The following is a 19,635-nucleotide window of genomic DNA, read 5'->3' on the forward strand; positions in this document are numbered from 1 at the left end:
AAATTTTCGAAAGAATTTAATTTTTTGTCACTTTTTGAAAGGGATTTTCATGTATAATGAAGAATATATTAATATAGTATTTTAATAATACTCATTGTAACAGTGAAAATGTACAATAGCTTGTAGTAAGCGCCCACGTATGAGAAAGGGCGGATAAACCATTCTTTTCTTCATATACATATAGAAAATGAGAAAGAAAGTGAGGGTTGCAAATGGCTGCTTGGGTAATTTGGTTTATAATAGCTGGTATTTTATTTATTGCGGAAATGCTGTCGATTACATTTTACATGCTTTGGCTTGGAATTGGAGCTGTTGTCGGAGGTCTTATTGCTTTGTTTGCTCCTGAAGCACTACTATTACAAGTTGTTGCTGGTGCGATTGTAAGTTTAACGTTGACTTTCTTTACGAAAAGAATATCAAAAAACTTTCGAGAAGCAAAAGGTTTTACTGATACAGTAGATATGTTAGTCGGTAAAAAAGGGATTGTTATGCAAGCGATTACAAATGAAACGAACGGTATTGTGAAGGTGAATGGAGATACTTGGACAGCTGTTGCAGATGCTCCAATTGATACTGGAGAAAAAGTTGTTGTTATAAAGAGAAATAGTACTATATTACAAGTGAAAAAGGAGAGTGAATAAATATGGTAGCATTAACGTTAACGATTATTTTTGCACTAATTGTTGTTACATTTATCGCATTAACAATTAAAATTATTCCACAGCAAAAAGTTGGAGTCATTGAAAGATTTGGTAAGTTTCAGCGGGTTATGCAGCCGGGATTAAATTTATTAATTCCGATTGTGGATCGCGTTCGCGTATATCACGACTTGCGTATTCAACAAACGAATGTACCACCGCAGAAGGTAATTACGAAAGATAATGTACAAGTGGAAATTGATACAATTATTTTCTATCAAGTCGTTGAACCGGAACTTGCGACATATGGTATTTCGAACTATGAATACGGTGTACGTAACATTACTTCAGCAACGATGCGTCAAATCATTGGTAAAATGGAACTGGATGAAACGTTATCTGGTCGTGAAAAAATTTCAACAGAAATTCGCTTAGCGCTTGATGAAGCAACAGAAAAATGGGGCGTTCGCATTGAACGTGTTGAAGTTGTCGATATTAATCCGCCTAAAGATGTGCAAGCGTCAATGGAAAAACAAATGAAAGCAGAACGTAATAAACGTGCGATCATATTAGAAGCTGAAGCTGCAAAGCAAGATAAAGTCCTTCGTGCTGAAGGGGAAAAGCAAAGTAAAATCTTAATGGCTGAAGGGGATAAAGAAGCACGTATTCGAGAGGCGGAAGGTATTAAAGAAGCAAAAGAATTAGAAGCACAAGGGGAAGCAAGAGCGATTGAGGAAATTGCGAAAGCAGAACAAAATCGAATTGAATTACTTCGTGAGGCGAATTTAGATGAACGTATACTTGCTTACAAATCATTTGAATCATTAGCTGAAGTTGCGAAAGGGCCAGCGAATAAAGTCTTTATTCCATCTAATGCAATTGAAACACTTGGTACTCTCGGGGCAATTGGAGAAATCTTTAAAGAAAAACAAGCGAAGAAACTGCCTTTAAATAATACAGAAAAAGAACAATAAGAGTGAAAAAGAGAAATGGGATGCCGTTTCTCTTTTTATTTTTTATCATTTTTTAATTTATAAATTAAATGAGTAAGGGACGGGGGACCGTTCCTTACTCATTTACACTAAAAAATTTTTAAGATTTCATAATATGAAATAAAGGAGAATCTGTAAGAAATAGAATTGATATAATGATTGAAAATTCAGTCATCTGGTAAAATTTCTAAACTTTTTAGTATATTATTATTGGAAATTGGAGGGGAAAGAATGGCAATTAGAACAGGGGAACAGTATATTGAAGGGTTGCGAAAAAGAAATCCTGAAATTTGGATTGGAGGAAGAAAAGTAACGGATGTAGTAAATGAAGATGTTTTTCGTGAACCAATTATACAAATTGCGAACTTATATGATATGCAGCACAATCCAGAATATCAAGATAAGATTACTCATATATGCGAAGAGACAGGAGAAAGGGTATCAAATGCATTTTTAGTACCGAGAAATTATGAGGATTTAAAAGTACGCCGCGAATTATTTGAAGTGTGGGCAAAAGCCACTTATGGTTTAATGGGTAGAACACCTGATTTTTTAAATGTAACGGTTACTTCAATGGCAAGTAATTCGTGGTTTTTTGAGAAGTTTAATCCAGAATGGGGAGCGAATATAAAAAATTATTATAAACATATAAGGGATAATGATTTGTTTTTAACACACGCAATTATTAATCCGCAAAATGATCGGAGTAAGGCCTCCCATCAACAAGAAGATGAAACAATGCATTTAGGGGTAGTAAGTGAAACAGCGGAAGGAATGTATGTTAGTGGTGCTAAAATGTTAGCGACACTGGCGCCGATTACGGATGAGGTAATAATATATTCCTATCCAAGTTTTAAGCCAGGTGATGAACGTCATGCAATTTCTTTTGCAGTTCCAATTGACGCACCAGGTCTAAGAATTCTATGTCGTGAGCCAATGCAAGATGGAAAACGATCTTTATTTGATCATCCACTCGCATCAAGGTTTGAGGAAATGGATGCATTACTAGTATTTCATAATGTGTTTATCCCGTGGGATAAAGTATTTATTTATCAAAGTGTGGAAGCTGGGAATCAATTGTATCCTAAAACCGGAATTGGTCATCAACCAGCACATCAATCTGGGGTAAGAGGGTTAGTAAAACTATCTTTTGCAGCTGAAGTAGCTATGAAATTAGCAGATTCGATTGGAGTAGATGGTTTTTTAAATGTACAAAACCAGCTAGCAGAGCTTATGCAAGATGTTGAAACGATACGTGCTCTCCTGCAAGTAGCTGAATATGAGTATGAAACGAATTCATATGGAGAAGTTATTCCTGCGAGGTTACCGCTTGATACGATACGCAGTTTATTACCTAAGATGTATCCGCGGGCTATTGAGATTATTCAAACTATAGGTGCGGGTGGATTATTAATGTCACCGACAGGTGCTGATTTTATGAACCCCGAGATTCATGATGATATGCAAAAGTATTATATCGGGCGTGAAGGAGTATCCTCTGAGGAACGGGTTCGTTTGTTTAAATTAGCATGGGACTTATGTGGTGAGGCTTTTGGACAACGGTTATTACAATATGAGCGTTATTATTCTGGAGATCCGGTGCGTAAAATGGGAATGTTTTATAATGCGTACAAAAAACAACAAACTTTTTCACTTGTGAACAATGCGTTGCAATCGAGTTCATCTGAAGGGGCCTTAAGTTAAATAAAAATGTTTGCGCTTACATTTTTGTTTGGAAAAGGAAGGAGCAATAGATGATAGAAAGAATTTTACTGTTAGGATGTAATTCTTCTTATATTTTTAACAATATCTAGAACGTGAGAACTGTAACTGGAATAGGGGAGGTATATGATTTGATCGCTTCCATCAGTAAAATTTGCAAAATTCTAAATTGTTTCACAAGCGATGAGCCTGTGCTAGGTAATTCGGAAATAGCGGAAAAGCTAAATATGAATGCAAGTACGGTTCACCATCTTGTTCGTACGTTGTGTGCAGAAGGAATGCTCATACAAGATGAGCAAAGAAAATATAGATTAGGTTGGAAATTGTTAGAGTGGGGAAATCAAGTCATGTTTCAGCAAGAGATATATAGTGGAGCGATTCCGCTTGTTGAAGAGCTAGTAAGAAATTTTAGTGGTACTGTGCATATCGGTATGTTTGACCGTGGTGATGTTGTATTTATATTGAAAGTTTCATCGAAGGAGTCCGTTCAAATTTCAACACATGTTGGATCAAGAGAACCTGCATATTGTACAAGCACAGGGAAAGTGCTGCTTTCATTTCATTCATCACCCTTAGAATATACTTCAGAAAAAGGGCTTTTACGACGAGCACCCAATACCATTACATGTGTCAAACAATTCCAAACAGAGTTACAGAAAATTCGTAAGCAAGGTTATTCAATTAGTGATAACGAAAATGAGCATGGACTGTATGGAATTGCAGCTCCTATTCGATCTTATACTGGGAGAACTATTGCGGCACTTAATATTGTTGGACCTATATCGTATATGCAAGGAAGTAACCGTGAAATCATAATTCAAAGTGTGATGAATACGGCAAATTTGATTTCAAAGGAATTTGGTTATTTGGAAATTTAACTTTAGAAGAAAAGAGATGAGTATCATTTATATACATGAGCAGTGTATACCTGAATTAACGGAATCTATTGTTTCAATTGGAGCATTTGATGGTGTGCATAAAGGTCATCAAGCCGTAATTAAAAATGCGGTTGAGAAGGCAAAAGCATTAAAGATAACAAATGTTGTGTACACATTTGATCCACCACCACGCTCATATTTTCAAGGAGCGCAAGTATTCACGACTATTGATGAGAAAGTGAAACGTATTCAAAACCTTGGTGTTGAACATGTGATTGTAATTCGGTTTGATGAGTCTTATATAACAAAAAGTGCGAGTTGCTTTATTCAAGATATAAAAAGGTTAAGCCCTGTAGAAATTTTTATTGGTCAAGATTTTAGGTTTGGAAAAAATCGTGAGGGAAATATTGAGCTACTAAGAGAACAATTCAACCTTTCTATAGTGAAAGATGTTTGCTGTGATGAAGGTGAGCGAATATCTTCAACGAGAATTAGAGATTATATCTATCATGGGGATTTGCAAAAGTCTAGTTCTTTACTCGGTTGGTCTTTTAAAACGATATAAATAAAAAGGAATTATAAGGAGGAAATAGTATGTCTAAAACATTGCAATCTTTTAATTTACTAAAATGGATTGATGAGAATAAGGAGTTATTGAAGCCACCAGTAAATAACAAAGTTATTTGGCAAGATTCAGAGTTTATCGCCATGATATTAGGTGGTCCAAATAGAAGACGTGATTTCCATGTAGATCCTTCAGATGAATTTTTCTATCAAATTAAAGGTGAATGTTATGTGGAATGTATTACAGAAGAAGGGAAGCGGGAAGTCGTCACAGTAAAAGAAGGGGATGTATTTATGCTCCCAGCTATGGTACCGCATTCACCACATCGCGTTGCTAACACATATGGGCTCGTAATTGAAAGAAAACGTAGCCAAGGAGAACTTGAGGATTTCGTTTGGTTCTGTGATGAGTGTAATCATGAAATGCATCGTGTACGCGTCCAATTAAGTGATATTGAAAAACAAGTAAAAGAAGCAATTCATAGTTTTAATTCAAATAAAGAAATTCGAGCGTGTAAAAACTGCGGTCATATTATGCCAGAGGAAGTGGAGGAATGGAAGTGCGAATAGATTTTCATACACATATTATTCCTGAAACTTTTCCAGATTTTGAAGAGAAGTTTGGTGGCGGTCGTTGGCCGATATTAAATCGGACTTGTACATGTGGTGCAAGTATTATGGTTGGAGGTAAAAATTTTCGAGACGTGACAGACCAAGTATGGTGTCCTAAGAAAAGAATTGAAGATATGGATCGTGAAGGTGTTGATATTCAAGTTCTATCACCAATCCCCGTTACATTTTCGTATTGGGCAAAACCAGAGGAAGCCGAAAGTATGGCACGTATTCAAAATGATTTTATTGCAGAAACAGTTTTAGCATATCCAGATCGTTTTGTAGGGTTAGGAACGGTTCCGATGCAAGATGGAGAAACTGCGATTCGTGAAATGGAGCGTTGTATAACGGAATTAAATTTACATGGTATTGAAATTGGTACAAACGTAAATGGAAAAAATTTAGATGACCCATCGTTTATTGAATTTTTTCGAATGGCTGAAAAATGGCAAGTTCCGATTTTTATTCATCCATGGGAAACATTAGGGCGTGATAGAATGCCACATCATAATTTTATGTATACAGTTGGGATGCCGAGTGAAACGGCACTTGCGGCAGCTACATTAGTATGGAGTGGAATAATGGAGAAGTTTCCACTGCTAAAGGTTTGTTTTGCGCATGGCGGCGGCTCTTTCCCATATATTTTGCCAAGGTTAGATCAAGGCTGGAAAGTATGGCCGCATTTACGATTGACTACGCATCCTCCTAGTTATTATGCAAAGAAATTTTATTTTGATTCTTTAAATTATGATCCTATTAATTTGAAATATATGATTGAAAGGTTTGGGCATGAAAAGATTTTCATGGGTTCAGATTATCCATTTTTATTGCGAGAAGTTGATCCGGGTAAAGTGATTGATGAAACAGCCAGTTTATCAGAGGAACAAAAAGCAGCAATGCTTGGGGGAAATGCTGCGGAATTTTTAAATATTGATATAAAAAAACGAGGTGTAGCATATGCAGAGAGTACAAACACCTGAGGATAAACTAAGTGAGTTGGGAATTACACTACCAGCTATTCGCCCGGCAGTTGGAAATTATGTTAGTTGTGTAAGAGTAGGTAACTTATTATTTACTGCTGGACAAGGTGTAGATGAGTATCACGGGAAATTAGGAAAAGATATTTCAATTGATGAAGGGTATAAAGCGGCAAGGCAATCGATGTTGAATTTGTTAAGTGTTGTGAGAAATGAACTAGGTGATTTAAATAAGGTAAAACGAATTGTAAAAATACTTGGTTTTGTAAATAGTACGGAAGACTTTATTAATCAGCCAAAAGTAATGAACGGTGCATCGGATGTATTAGTAGATATATTTGGAGAAAAGGGGAAACATGCTCGCTCAGCAGTCGGTATGGCTCAGTTACCTAATAATACAACAATTGAAATTGAGATGGTTTTAGAAATTGAGGAGTAGGAGGTAAAGAAGGTGAACAAAGAATTATTAGCGGACAAACTGAAAGTGAAAGATGCGAAATTGTTTATTGATGGACAGTATGTGGATTCTGTATGTGGTGAAACGTTTGATACGTTCAATCCAGCAACGAATAGAAAGCTTGCATCTATTGCAAAGGCAAATGAAGAGGACACCAAAAGAGCAATTGATGTGGCAGAACGTACATTTAAAAGCGGTATTTGGAGTAAAATGCCTGTGGAAGAGCGATCAAATATTTTATGCAAAATGTCGGATTTGATTATGGAAAGAGTGGATGAGCTAGCTTATATAGAAACTCTGGATGTGGGAAAGCCAATTAAAGAAAGTAAAGGATTCGATATACCACGTTCGGCTCATAATTTTCGCTTCTTTGCTGAAATGGCTAAATATATGGTGCACGAGCACTATGACAAACATAATTTTATGTCATATGCAAAGTATGCTCCGGCGGGAGTGACAAGTTTAATCATTCCTTGGAATTTGCCATTTATGCAAATGACATGGAAAGCATCAGCGGCACTTGCTTCTGGTAATACTGTAGTTGTCAAACCGGCCTCTTATACTCCATTAAGTGCAGTTATGCTTGGTGAAATTGCAAATGATGCAGGACTACCACCAGGTGTACTTAATATTATTACAGGTCCGGGAAATACTGTTGGGACAAAAATGACAACACATCCAGCTGTTAGAAGAATTTCATTTGTTGGAGAAAGTAATACAGGCAAGACAATTATGCGTAATGCATCAGAGAACTTAATACCTGTTTCATTAGAACTAGGAGGTAAATCAGCGAATATCGTATTTGAAGATGCGGATTTAGATGAAGCAGTACAAGGCTCAATTGAAGCTATTTATCGGAATCAAGGAGAAATTTGTTTAGCTGGTTCAAGATTACTAGTGCAAGAAAGTGTATATGAACAGTTTTTAGAGAAATTTGTAGAGGCTGTAAAAAGAATAAAAGTTGGAGATCCTCTTTCTGAAGAGACAGATATGGGAGCGCTTGTATCAAAATCTCATTTAGAAACAGTTAATCGTTATGTAGAAATAGGAACTTCAGAAGGGGCAAAATTAGCCTATGGTGGAAAAAGAGTAGAGAGTCTAGTAGAAGGAAACTTTTATGAACCTACTATTCTATATGATGTTGATAACAGTATGCGTGTAGCGCAGGAAGAGATATTTGGTCCAGTTCTAGTTGTTATTCCATTTAAAACGGAGGAGGATGCAATTCGCATTGCGAATGATTCCATTTATGGACTAGCTGGAGTTGTTTGGACAAATAATCTTAGACGAGCACAACGAGTGGTTTCACAAATTGATTCAGGTTTACTATGGATTAATTGCTGGTATGTCCGAGATTTACGTACGCCATTTGGCGGTTCGAAGGCAAGTGGAATTGGTAGAGAAGGTGGACGTCATAGTTTCGAATTTTATACGGAAGCTAAAACGGTAACGATGAAATTATAAGGATAATATTTTAACTTAATTACAAATAGCCCTCATTTAATGTTTATGAAAATAAGTCGATGGGTGGGGGCTAGTTACAATGTAGTGGATTGGACATATATAAATTTTTAAAAATGAGGTGAGAGCAATTGTTAATTAAAGAATTAGCTAATGAACTATTACAGGCTGAAGATTCACGTGTAGGAATACCTCCTTTTACTGAGAGATATGCTAATTTATCTATTGAGGATGCATATAATATTCAACTTGAAGTAGTAGAAAGAAAGTTGGAGAAAGGGCGTTATGTAATCGGAAAGAAAGTTGGACTTACGAGTGTTGCGATGCAGCAGATGCTTGGGGTAAATGAACCAGATTATGGACATTTGTTAGATGACATGAAAATAGAAAATGGAAGTACAATCTCAATAAGTTCTTTTGTAGCTCCGAAAATAGAAGCAGAAATAGGATTTGTTTTAGAGAAAGATTTAAAAGGGCCTAATATTACATATATTGATGTACTGATGGCAACGAAGTATGTTGTACCTACACTTGAAATAATTGATAGTCGTATTTCCGATTGGAAAATAAAATTGGTCGATACAGTAGCGGATAATGGCTCGTCAGCAAAAGTTGTAATTGGGAACAGATTTTCTAGCATCGATAAAGTAGATTTACGTACAACTGGAATGACACTTTATAAAAATAATAGTTTAATTGCCACGGGGGCTGGTGCTGCTGCATTAGGGCATCCTGCACAAGCTATTGCTTGGTTAGCTAATAAAATACATGAATTTAATATTGAATTAAAAGCAGGAGAGTTAATTTTACCAGGGGCGTTATCTGGTGCAGTCTCAGTGAATAGTAAAGATAGCATTCAAGCTGACTTCGGTTCACTAGGATCGGTTTCAGTTACATTCATATAGGTTAAAATGTTATGAAAAGGTGGGATAGATGTGCAGAAAGTAAAGGCGGCCATAATTGGATCAGGTAATATTGGTACGGATTTAATGTATAAATTAAGAAAAAGTGAAGTCATAGACCTCAATGCCATGATTGGAATAGATGTAGAATCGGATGGTTTAAAGAGGGCGAAAGAAGCCGGATACGAGGTTTTTGATAATGGAATACAGGCGATTATTGATAATCCCAGTTTAGCTGATATTGTATTTGATGCAACTTCAGCTAAAGCACATAGGTATCATGCGAAAACGTTAGAAGAGCTTGAAAAAATAGTAATTGACTTAACACCGGCTGCATATGGGCCATTTGTTTGTCCTGCTATTCGAAATAATAATTTTTTAGATAAGAAAAACGTTAATATGATTACGTGCGGGGGACAAGCAACAATCCCGATTGTTCATGCTATTAATGAGGTGGCGAATGTTACATATGCAGAAATCGTTGCTACAATTTCCAGTTTAAGTGCAGGTCCAGGTACAAGAGCAAATATTGATGAATTTACAATTACGACAAAGCGTGGAATTGAAGAAGTTGGTGGGGCTGATAAGGGGAAGGCGATAATTATATTAAACCCTGCAGAGCCACCTATATTAATGAGAGATACGATTTATTGTGAAGTTAAGGATATGAATGAGGTTTCTATCTATGAAGCAATTCATAAAATGGTAGAACGGGTTAGGACGTATGTTCCTGCTTACTCTTTGAAACAAGAACCAATGTTTGATGGGAATCGTGTAACTGTATTTTTAGAAGTTGAAGGAGCTGGAGATTATTTTCCTCCTTATGCCGGTAATTTAGATATTATGACAGCTGCAGCATTAAAAGTAGGTGAAGAATTTGCAACGCAAATCATTTCAGAGAAGAAAAGAGGTGTAATGAATGAGGCGAAATAGTGAAAGACCAGTGAGAATAACGGAAGTTTGTTTACGTGATGGAAGTCATGTAATGAAACAGCAATTTACAGAAGAGCAAGTTCGATCTGTAACAAGGGCATTAGATGAGGCAGGTATGCATTATATCGAAGTGAGCCATGGAGATGGTTTAGGTGGCTCTACTTTACAATATGGGAAGTCATTAGTTAATGAAATGAAGCTCATTGAAGCTGCGGTAGATGAGTGTAAGCAAGCTCAAATAGCTGTCTTGTTAATTCCTGGTATTGGAACGATTCATGAATTAAAGCAAGCTGCAAATATTGGTGCGAAACTAGTTCGTGTAGCAACACATGTAACAGAAGCGGATGTTTCCGCTCAGCATATTCAATTTGCGCGTGAGTTAGGTATGGAAGTGTGCGGTTTTTTAATGATGGCACATTCTGCATCGGTTGAAAAGTTAGTAGAACAAGCAAAGCTTATGGAAAGTTATGGTGCAGAAGCAGTTTATGTAACAGATTCTGCAGGAGCTTTATTGCCTCATGAAGTACGTGAACGTATCCGTGCTTTGCGTCAATCTTTAAATATTGAAATTGGTTTCCATGGTCATAATAATCTTTCGGTTGCAGTAGCAAATACAATTACTGCAATTGAAGAAGGAGCGACACGTATTGATGGAAGTGTACGATGTCTTGGCGCAGGAGCTGGAAATGCCCAAACAGAAGTATTACTCGCTGTTTTGGATCGTATGGGATATAAGCTAGATATAGATTTATATAAGATGATGGATGTCGCAGAGGAGATAGTTGCCCCTTTATTACCAGTACCACAAGAAATTCAAAAAAGTAGTCTAGTAATGGGATATGCAGGGGTATACTCTAGTTTTTTATTACATGCTGAAAGGGCGGCACAACGCTTTAAGGTAGACACACGTGATATTTTAATAGAACTGGGGAAAAGAAAAGTAGTTGGAGGACAAGAGGATATGATTTTAGATGTAGCTGCAGAATTAGCAAAGATAAAAATGGAGGTGTAACATATGGCTTTAGTGAAAGGGGCAGATTTAGAAATTATTGACTATTTACTTCAAGCTGAAAAGGAAAGAAAAGAAGTAGTAAAAGTAACGGATAAGCATCCTGATTTAACAGTAGAGGATGCTTATAAACTGCAAAAACGTTTAATTGAACAAAAAATGAGCGAAGGTTCTAAAAGAGTTGGTGTGAAACTTGGATTAACGAGTAAGGCAAAACAACAAATGATGGGGATTGATGAAGCGATTTACGGATATTTGTTGCATGATATGCTTGCATTCGAATGGGAGCCATTGCAATATGAAACGTTGATTCATCCGAAAGTAGAGCCAGAGATTGCTTTTTTAATAGGTGAGGATTTACAAGGAACGAATGTGACAGCTGATGATGTATTAAAGGCAACAAAATATGTTGCGCCAGCTTTAGAGGTGATTGATAGTAGATATTTGAATTTTAAATTTACATTACCTGATGTAATAGCAGATAATTGTTCCTCTTCAAAATTTTTGTTAGGAAGCAAATGGATTGATGTTAAGAATATAGATTTAGCAAATGTAGGAATGGTTATGTCAAAGAACGGTAAGATTGCTACGACTGGGACAGGAGCAGCTGTGCTGGGACATCCAGCAGAGGCAATCGCTTGGGCGGTAAATAAACTTGATTTACAAAATGAAGGATTAAAAAAAGGTGATATTGTATTAAGTGGAGCATTATCTGAAGCGATTGCATTTAAATCTGGAGATTCTATCATTGCACAATTTGATGATTTGGGAAGTGTAGCGATGTTTTGTGAATAAATAGTAAAGCGAGAGATAAAAATGCCCATTATACAAATTCAAATAATAGAAGGTAGAAAGCAAGAGCAAATTCAAAATCTAATATTTGATGTTACAGAAGTAGTCGCGAAAAACTTGGATGTAGATGTTGGACGAGTCCGTGTTTTAGTGAATGAAATCCCAAGTTCGCATTGGGGAGTAGGAGGAAAGTCTAAAGAGTGTTTAAAAGAAATTTAGTTAGTAATAAAAGCAATTTTCATTCTCTTATGAATGGGGGTTGCTTTTGTTGTTTTGAAAATTTCTAATAATATGTTAAAATTTATTCTTGGTTTTAAGGAGAAAAGGGGAGTGAAGAAACATGCAAATACTACTAATACGCCACGGAGAATCAGAAGCTGATATTTTAAACGTACATGAAGGACGAGCTGACTTTGAATTAACAGAAAAGGGAAGAGAGCAGGTGCAAAGACTTGTACAGAAAGTGAAAGCAGATTTCCCGCCAGATTTCATTTGGGCAAGTACATTAAAACGTGCTCGTGAAACTGGTGAAACGTTAGCAGAGGGAATTGGGTGTCCAATTCAATTAGAAGAGGAATTAATGGAGTTCAATAATGGAGTGCAAGCAGGTCTTTCATTTGAAGAAGCAAAGAAATATCCCGAGCCAAAGTTTCTTCATGATCGATTTGAAAATGGGGAGTCATTTATTGAGTTTCGAATGAGAATAGAAGGCATCTTTTCTAAAATCGTGACAGAGAATACGTATGACCGAATTGCAATTGTTGCACATGGTGGTGTAATAAATAGTCTATTACGTGCGTTTTTCAAAATGCCCATTTCAATGGAATATTATTTTAAAATGGGAGATACGGGAATAAGCTTAATTGAAATTGATGGCGAACAAAAAACAGTACATTTCATTAATGATACGAATCATTTGGACGGGATGTAAAGATCTATGTACAAAGTAGTATTTTTTGATGTTGACGGTACGCTTTTAAGCGAAATTGATAGAAGTATGCATGAGAGCACAAAAGAAGCAATACAAAGATTAATAGAAAAAGGGATTCACGTAGTTGTTACTACAGGGAGACCATATAGCTTATGTTCGCAATTTAAAGAGCTGGGCATACATACAATTATTTCTGCAAATGGTGCACATATCAAGTGTGGGGAATCAGTTATACATAAATCAGTACTTTCAAGTGAAATTGTACATGATATCTCAGAGTTTGCAGAATTACATGGTCACGGTATTTCTTATTTTACCGAGGATTTTGCAATGAACGGAATAGCCTCGGATAATGAGCGTGTAATGCAAGCGCTTAGCGAGACGTTGAATTTAGAGGAGTATCCAGAAAAAAGCAGAGATTTGTCAGAAGAAATCTATTGTTTATGTCTGTATGCAGATGAAATAGAAGCTCAAAAATTTCTTGAAAGATATCCAGCACTTACGTTTGAACGTTTTCACGGTTACGTTATGAATGTGTTGGAAGATAATAAAGTATCAAAGGTAACTGCAATTCAAAAGGTATTAGAACACCTAAACATTTGCAAATCAGAAGCCATTGCTTTCGGCGATGGTAGAAATGATATTGAGATGTTAGAGTATGTAGAATTAGGTATTGCGATGGGGAATGCTGGAGAAGAGTTAAAAACAAGAGCTGATTTCGTTACAAAGAAGGCGAGTGAAGGTGGTATTTTATTTGCCTTAGAGAAGTTTCATATCGTCTAACATACCTTTATTGAAATAAAGGTATGTTAGGATCTTTAATGTGCTCGCATAATAAAATATGTATTTGTCCACGATGATGATAAAAGTGTGCAACAATTTCAAGTAACCATTCAAACCGAGAATAAGAAACACCCCAATAGGCAGTCATAACTGCCGCTAATTCTTCATGGGAATAGGAAAGAAATGTTTTAGAGAGAAGGTTGTATCCTTCAAGCATTATTTGTTGCATGTACGCAATTGTTTCTGGTGTATGTTCTAAATAAAAGGTACGTAACTCTTTTTCCGTACTACCATTTAAAATGAGTAAATCAGCATGGCAAATAAGAGAAAGATGTGCACACATTTCAAATAATGATCGCTTCGAGTGAATTGGTTGTATTTTTAATTCGTCTTCTTTATATCGGTTAAGCATTTGAATAGAAGTATTAACAGCAACTTGTAGTTGGTGTAATGCAGATTGTACAAACATTGTAATTCTCCTCTTCTACGTATATAATAGTTTCTTGAGGGTATTATATCGTACTCAAAATTCCGAAAATTCTAGTAGTTTGACTAGCATATTGAAAAGTATTATATTGTAAAAGGTCATATGAAACGTGAAATAGAATGGAATGCAATTATTGAGTTAGGAGTTAGACCAATGAGTTTGAAATATGGAAGAGATACAATTGTTGAAGTTGACTTAAATGCAGTAAAACATAATGTAAAAGAATTTAAAAAAAGAGTGAATGATGAAAATATTGCAATGATGGCTGCTGTAAAAGCGAATGGGTATGGTCATGGGGCAGTTGAAGTTGCAAAAGCTGCTATTGAAGCAGGAATAAATCAGCTTGCAGTTGCGTTTGTAGATGAAGCGATAGAGTTAAGAGAAGCAGGAATTAACGTGCCGATTTTAATTTTAGGCTATACGTCAGTAGCATCTGCGGAAGAAGCAATTCAATATGACGTTATGATGACTGTTTATAGAAGTGAAGATTTACAAGGTATAAATGAAATCGCAAACCGTCTACAAAAGAAGGCGCAAATTCAGGTGAAAATTGATACAGGAATGAGTCGCATTGGTTTACAGGAAGAAGAGGTTAAACCATTTTTAGAGGAATTAAAACGTATGGAGTATGTAGAGGTAGTAGGAATGTTTACACATTACTCTACGGCAGATGAAATCGATAAATCATATACGAATATGCAAACAAGTTTATTTGAGAAAGCTGTCAATACAGCAAAAGAATTAGGAATTCATATTCCATATATTCATAGTTCAAATAGTGCGGGTTCAATGGAACTTAGCAATACATTTCAAAATATGGTTCGTGTAGGTATTGGAATTTATGGAATGTATCCTTCAAAAGAGGTAGATCATTCAGTTGTTTCTCTGCAGCCTGCGTTGTCGTTAAAATCAAAAGTAGCTCATATTAAGCATGCAAAGAAAAATCGCGGTGTAAGTTATGGGAATACGTATGTAACGACTGGTGAAGAATGGATTGCCACTATACCGATTGGTTATGCTGATGGCTATAACCGTCAGTTATCTAATAAAGGGCATGCATTAATAAATGGAGTTCGAGTACCTGTTATTGGTCGTGTTTGTATGGATCAGCTCATGTTAGACGTTTCAAAAGCAATGCCAGTACAAGTGGGAGACGAAGTAGTATTCTACGGTAAACAAGGCGAAGAAAACATTGCAGTAGAAGAAATAGCGGATATGTTAGGTACAATTAACTATGAAGTTACATGTATGTTAGACAGAAGAATTCCACGTGTATATAAAGAAAATAATGAAACGACTGCTATTGTAAATATACTAAGAAAAAACTGAATCGTTATGATTCAGTTTTTTTATTTTTGACAAATGAAAAATGTTCTATTTGTACCGTGTGATTGAATGTCCTTAAAACCTACGGATTCTAGCAAAGAAATTATTTCTTCATTGGAATAACAAGCTTCTTCAAAAGAAAAGTCACTTCTTGTCCAATTATTATCTATGTCATGTTGAAATAGTATAAAGTTCATGACTGCTTTTTTATTGTCATTATCATATGTAGAATCGATTGTACAAACATATTCCGTTTCTGAAATGTGAAAGGAAGCGCTCCAGTTTTCAAGAAAACCTTTTTCCATATTCATATCAAATACGAATGTACCTTCACTATGTAATATAGAATAAACATTACGAAAAACACTTTTTAATTCATCTAATTTTAAAATATGGTTTAAGCTATCGCCAGTAGAGATAACATATTGAAATTGCTCATTTATATTGAAATAGCGAGCATCATCGACGATAAAGGCTGCGTCTGGAGCGTTTTGACGTGCGTATTCAATCATTTGAGCAGAACCATCTATACCAGTTACTACAAAATGATTCTCAATTAATTTCTTAGTAAGGTGACCAGTCCCGCAGCAAAGATCTAAAATATGAGAATGTGGTGGTGCATATTGTAAAATGAGTTTTTCCAAAAGTAGATAGGAGTGTTCAGCATAATGCCCCCAATGTTTATTATAAATGGATGCGAAAATATCATAATCAGAATAAATTAGTTTTTTAGACACATGCATTCACCTCGAAATTCATTACATTATAATAATCATACTTCGTTTTCATTTCAAAACCACATTGTGTATACAATTTTAAAGCATGGTTATTTTTCGTTTCGACGTCTAATTTAATTGTTGAAACTCCTTTTGTAATAAGGGTATGTATCATGGACGTAAGAATATCTTTACCGTATCCTTTCCCTTGATAAGAAGGGTGAACGGCGAATCCTGATAGTGTAGTAGATTGGTCTTCTTTAGAAACTGTAATTGTTCCTATCACTTTTTTATCGATAAGAGCACTGTAAACTTGATGGGAAGATGAATCCATCATCTTTTGTAACCATGTAGCGGTGTTTTCTACTGAATCTCCAAACGCTTTACTAGAAATTTCAATCAGATCAAGCAGTGATTTTGAAGATGCAAGAGTAAGTTGTATAGCATTCTTCGTTCTTTTTTGCGCTTCATTTGCTTTGAACTCCATACTATATTCACTATATAAATAAGGCAGCTTCATATGTATTGCAAATGCTTTCCCAGAAGCAGACTCCCCATTCATAATAAGAAGAGCTTCGTCTGCCTCTCTTAATCGTATTTCTTTCATTGCGGTTTGTAAAAGAGTAGTACCTATATGTTGTTTCCTATAGTTCGGATGAACAAAGCCTATTAACTCAAGTTTGGTAGGTCTTTCAAAGTCATACATACTTAATGCACCGACTAATTGAGTATCGTCATAGAGTAAAAAGTCATGTATCTCTTCTTTATTACGAGCAGTTAAAAAGTTTACATGTAAATCTGAAGAGTAATCAATTTGATCGTGTTGCCCGCAAATATGAGCTAAATCTTTCATTTGTTGTATTTCACATTCTGTTAAAGAACACTTTTTCTGAATTTCCATTTCATAACCCCTCACCTTCGTATTTAAAAATAGGATGGATGATTTAGCCACTTTTCTAATTCCACACTGCCCTGAACAGATAATAAACGGTACAAATATCGATAGGGACGTCTACATTCTACAAGATTAGGAATAGGCATGATGGTTTCATAACCTTGTTTAAAAGCATGAGCTTCCTTTTCTGTAAATACATATTCTAAGCCGATAAAATCAAATTCTCGGAGAGCAACTGCATAAGCTTCTGTATCTACTAAACCTGTAATAGTTGTACCATCTGATAAAAACTGAGTAGGGTCCATATCAATTAAAACGAGCGTAGCTTCCTTTGGTACCGGTAAGGAAGAAAGTTGTTGTTCAAAAGTAGGAAATGCGTTACGGATGCTCGCATTATTGGAATAAAATCTATTTACAAGTTCTTTACTGACTTTTAATATGTGAGACTTACATTCTTCTAGTGGAACTTGGAAAGTACCTGATGGGTTTCCTATAAACTTTGCTTGAAACGAATGAATTTCTGCTAGTCCTTTTCCAAGGCTGAATAAAATTGAATCAGATTGTCCGATAAAGGATTGTAGCGTATTTCCTGTTAGTTTTTCGACACTAACAAACTTCCGGCCATTTAAAACATGTTTTTGCAAAATAGTGGGGATGGGCAAGTTAGTATGCTTTTTCAATAATTCGTGTATATGCTCTAAATGATGTACGTTCCTTGGATCGATTCCAAAAAGGTTTTTACATCCCCACCAAAAATCATTATTTGGTTCTTCAGTCATTTTTGAGGAACGAACAATAACTTCTTCAAATGCTGTTTTAACAAGAAACACATCGCTTGCATGTTCTTCATAACCTGGGTGTAAAGTTTGAATAGATAAAATAGGTGAAGCGAATAGTTGTTGTAGCATGAAATTGCTCCTTTTTCTGTAAATTCGATAAATTTATTATATAACAGAATATGTTGCAAGTGGATAATGATAGGGACAACATAGAATTTAAATAAATTTAAGGTGAGAAATCAGTTTGGAAATTATATTTTTCTACTTTTGTATGAATTATCAAAATAATGTTTTTGATGATAAATCTGTAAAAATATCCAAATATAAATCTCATATTTTTCAGTAAATGAAGAGTTAAGCGCACTTTCAATAGGGGGATAAGGTAGGTTATGAAAAATATTTCTCAATAATAAAATGAAGAGAAAAATGTGAAGAAATAGAATAGATTCCTTTATAATAGTTTTAAATTAATTAATATAATTAATTATTAATAATATTAGATAGGAGAGAATATGATGGCAAACGTACTCGTAATAAATTTCCCTGGAGAAGGTCATATAAATCCGACTTTAGCTATTGTAAGTGAGTTAATTCGGCGAGGGGAGACAGTTGTTTCGTATTGTATTGAAGATTTTAGAAAGAAGATTGAAGCAACAGGTGCAGAATTCCGAGAGTTTGAGAATTTTCTCTCTCAAATTAATATTATGGAGCGAGTAAATGAAGGTGGGAGTCCTTTGACGATGCTGTCTCATATGATGGAAGCATCAGAACGTATTGTTACTCAAATTGTAGAAGAAACAAAAGGGGAAAAGTACGATTATTTGATATATGATAATCATTTTCCAGTAGGACGTATTATAGCCAATGTTTTAAAATTACCTAGTGTTTCTTCTTGTACAACGTTTGCTTTTAATCAGTACATTACTTTTAACGATGAACATGAATCAAGAGAAGTAGATGAAATGAATCCATTGTATCAATCTTGTTTAGCGGGAATGGAAAAATGGAATAAGCAGTATGGAATGAAGTGTACTAGTATGTATGATATTATGAACCATCCTGGTGATATTACGATTGTGTATACTTCAAAAGAATATCAGCCGCGTTCAGATGTATTTGATGAATCATATAAGTTTGTCGGTCCATCAATTGCTACTCGAAAAGAAATAGGTAGCTTTCCTATTGAACATTTAAAAGATGAAAAAGTGATTTTCATTTCTATGGGAACAGTTTTCAATGAACAACCTGAGCTATATGAAAAATGTTTTGAAGCTTTTAAAGATGTAGAAGCGACAGTCGTATTAGTTGTTGGTAAGAAGATAAATATAAGTCAATTTGAAAACATTCCGGATAACTTTAAGTTGTATAATTATGTGCCACAATTAGAAGTATTACAGCATGCTGATGTATTCGTGACACACGGTGGTATGAATAGTTCGAGTGAAGCACTGTATTACGGTGTCCCGTTAGTTGTAATTCCGGTAACAGGAGATCAGCCTTTAGTTGCGAAACGAGTAAATGAAGTAGGGGCTGGAATAAGGCTAAATCGTAAAGAACTCACTTCTGAATTGTTACGAGAGTCTGTAAAGAAAGTGATGAATGATGTAACGTTTAAGGAAAATAGTCGTAAAGTTGGAGAGTCACTTCGAAAGGCTGGTGGATATAAAAGGGCAGTTGATGAAATATTTAAAATGAAAATGAATTCGTACTTGAAACTTAAATAAATGTTTGAGGCACACTTACTACAATGGGTAAGTGTGTTTCAATAAAAAATTACATAA

22 protein-coding genes are annotated in these 19,635 nt (G+C 35.4%); 18 read left to right on the forward strand and 4 right to left on the reverse strand.

All coding sequences use genetic code 11. The annotated features are described in order from the left end of the window. Positions 1-212: 212 nt before the first annotated feature. The 16 genes from PDQ40_RS03225 to PDQ40_RS03300 all read left to right on the forward strand — a co-directional run bounded on the left by PDQ40_RS03225 (position 213) and on the right by PDQ40_RS03300 (position 13,651). A complete protein-coding gene (locus tag PDQ40_RS03225; RefSeq protein WP_000741985.1) occupies positions 213-641 on the forward strand; it encodes an NfeD family protein in 429 nt (142 codons plus the stop codon). A gap of 2 nt (positions 642-643) precedes the next feature. Beyond that, positions 644-1,612: an SPFH domain-containing protein gene (locus tag PDQ40_RS03230; RefSeq protein WP_000226248.1), complete on the forward strand. Its 969-nt coding sequence runs from the start codon at positions 644-646 to the stop codon at positions 1,610-1,612. Between the two features lie 249 nt (positions 1,613-1,861). Beyond that, on the forward strand, positions 1,862-3,334 hold the full coding sequence (locus tag PDQ40_RS03235; protein WP_001007861.1) for a 4-hydroxyphenylacetate 3-hydroxylase family protein: 1,473 nt from the start codon (positions 1,862-1,864) through the stop codon (positions 3,332-3,334). Between the two features lie 149 nt (positions 3,335-3,483). After that, entirely contained in the window at positions 3,484-4,230 is a 747-nt protein-coding gene (locus PDQ40_RS03240; RefSeq protein WP_000561976.1) for an IclR family transcriptional regulator, read from the forward strand. Between the two features lie 16 nt (positions 4,231-4,246). Continuing rightward, positions 4,247-4,795 (forward strand): FAD synthetase family protein, encoded by a 549-nt coding sequence (locus PDQ40_RS03245; RefSeq protein ID WP_270691228.1) that lies wholly within the window; start codon positions 4,247-4,249, stop codon positions 4,793-4,795. A gap of 29 nt (positions 4,796-4,824) precedes the next feature. Continuing rightward, on the forward strand, positions 4,825-5,364 hold the full coding sequence (nbaC, locus tag PDQ40_RS03250) for a 3-hydroxyanthranilate 3,4-dioxygenase (RefSeq protein WP_000047733.1): 540 nt from the start codon (positions 4,825-4,827) through the stop codon (positions 5,362-5,364). Next, the gene (locus PDQ40_RS03255; RefSeq protein ID WP_000453804.1) at positions 5,349-6,386 is read left to right on the forward strand and encodes an amidohydrolase family protein; all 1,038 of its coding nucleotides are present in this window, start codon (positions 5,349-5,351) and stop codon (positions 6,384-6,386) included. The genes nbaC and PDQ40_RS03255 overlap by 16 nt, the downstream gene beginning before the upstream one ends. Beyond that, entirely contained in the window at positions 6,364-6,822 is a 459-nt protein-coding gene (locus tag PDQ40_RS03260; protein ID WP_001190048.1) for a RidA family protein, read from the forward strand. The genes PDQ40_RS03255 and PDQ40_RS03260 overlap by 23 nt, the downstream gene beginning before the upstream one ends. A 12-nt stretch (positions 6,823-6,834) precedes the next feature. Next, entirely contained in the window at positions 6,835-8,304 is a 1,470-nt protein-coding gene (locus PDQ40_RS03265; protein WP_001031170.1) for an aldehyde dehydrogenase, read from the forward strand. 128 nt (positions 8,305-8,432) lie between these two features. Further along, complete coding sequence (locus PDQ40_RS03270) at positions 8,433-9,206, forward strand: 2-keto-4-pentenoate hydratase (protein WP_000905640.1); 774 nt, start codon at positions 8,433-8,435, stop codon at positions 9,204-9,206. Positions 9,207-9,236: 30 nt separating this feature from the next. Beyond that, the gene (locus tag PDQ40_RS03275; protein WP_001174432.1) at positions 9,237-10,136 is read left to right on the forward strand and encodes an acetaldehyde dehydrogenase (acetylating); all 900 of its coding nucleotides are present in this window, start codon (positions 9,237-9,239) and stop codon (positions 10,134-10,136) included. Continuing rightward, positions 10,123-11,148, forward strand: a complete 1,026-nt coding sequence (gene dmpG / locus PDQ40_RS03280) for a 4-hydroxy-2-oxovalerate aldolase (RefSeq protein ID WP_270691229.1) — start codon at positions 10,123-10,125, stop codon at positions 11,146-11,148. The genes PDQ40_RS03275 and dmpG overlap by 14 nt, the downstream gene beginning before the upstream one ends. A gap of 3 nt (positions 11,149-11,151) precedes the next feature. After that, complete coding sequence (locus tag PDQ40_RS03285) at positions 11,152-11,940, forward strand: 2-keto-4-pentenoate hydratase (protein ID WP_001229803.1); 789 nt, start codon at positions 11,152-11,154, stop codon at positions 11,938-11,940. A 15-nt stretch (positions 11,941-11,955) separates the two neighbouring features. Continuing rightward, a complete protein-coding gene (locus PDQ40_RS03290; RefSeq protein ID WP_254916606.1) occupies positions 11,956-12,156 on the forward strand; it encodes a 4-oxalocrotonate tautomerase in 201 nt (66 codons plus the stop codon). Positions 12,157-12,277: 121 nt separating this feature from the next. Then, positions 12,278-12,868: a histidine phosphatase family protein gene (locus tag PDQ40_RS03295; protein ID WP_001166457.1), complete on the forward strand. Its 591-nt coding sequence runs from the start codon at positions 12,278-12,280 to the stop codon at positions 12,866-12,868. Positions 12,869-12,874: 6 nt separating this feature from the next. Beyond that, positions 12,875-13,651, forward strand: coding sequence for a Cof-type HAD-IIB family hydrolase (locus tag PDQ40_RS03300; protein ID WP_270691230.1), 777 nt, complete (start codon positions 12,875-12,877; stop codon positions 13,649-13,651). Positions 13,652-13,658: 7 nt separating this feature from the next. Here the strand turns inward: PDQ40_RS03300 and PDQ40_RS03305 are convergent, their stop codons facing one another. Continuing rightward, a complete protein-coding gene (locus tag PDQ40_RS03305; RefSeq protein ID WP_270691231.1) occupies positions 13,659-14,120 on the reverse strand; it encodes a DinB family protein in 462 nt (153 codons plus the stop codon). 171 nt (positions 14,121-14,291) lie between these two features. Between PDQ40_RS03305 and alr the strand changes: the two genes are divergently transcribed. After that, positions 14,292-15,467, forward strand: coding sequence for an alanine racemase (alr, locus tag PDQ40_RS03310; RefSeq protein WP_000054188.1), 1,176 nt, complete (start codon positions 14,292-14,294; stop codon positions 15,465-15,467). Between the two features lie 20 nt (positions 15,468-15,487). Here the strand turns inward: alr and PDQ40_RS03315 are convergent, their stop codons facing one another. Genes PDQ40_RS03315 through PDQ40_RS03325 form a run of 3 tightly spaced genes read right to left on the reverse strand, consistent with a single transcriptional unit; the run spans position 15,488 to position 17,983 of the window. Then, positions 15,488-16,201 carry a class I SAM-dependent DNA methyltransferase gene (locus PDQ40_RS03315; protein WP_000038489.1) on the reverse strand — a complete coding sequence of 238 codons (714 nt, stop codon included), beginning with the start codon at positions 16,199-16,201 and terminating at the stop codon, positions 15,488-15,490. Beyond that, positions 16,194-17,081, reverse strand: coding sequence for a GNAT family N-acetyltransferase (locus PDQ40_RS03320; RefSeq protein ID WP_000405441.1), 888 nt, complete (start codon positions 17,079-17,081; stop codon positions 16,194-16,196). Before PDQ40_RS03320 ends, PDQ40_RS03315 begins: the two co-directional genes overlap by 8 nt. A 23-nt stretch (positions 17,082-17,104) precedes the next feature. Next, complete coding sequence (locus PDQ40_RS03325) at positions 17,105-17,983, reverse strand: nitrate reductase (RefSeq protein ID WP_095842989.1); 879 nt, start codon at positions 17,981-17,983, stop codon at positions 17,105-17,107. A 386-nt stretch (positions 17,984-18,369) separates the two neighbouring features. Here PDQ40_RS03325 and PDQ40_RS03330 point away from each other — a divergent pair, with 386 nt between their 5' ends. Then, positions 18,370-19,578: a macrolide family glycosyltransferase gene (locus PDQ40_RS03330; RefSeq protein ID WP_000024475.1), complete on the forward strand. Its 1,209-nt coding sequence runs from the start codon at positions 18,370-18,372 to the stop codon at positions 19,576-19,578. Positions 19,579-19,635 lie beyond the last annotated feature (57 nt).

Origin of the sequence: Bacillus cereus group sp. Bc061 (assembly GCF_027715825.1) — a bacterium.
GTDB classification, from domain to species: Bacteria; Bacillota; Bacilli; order Bacillales; family Bacillaceae_G; genus Bacillus_A; species Bacillus_A paranthracis.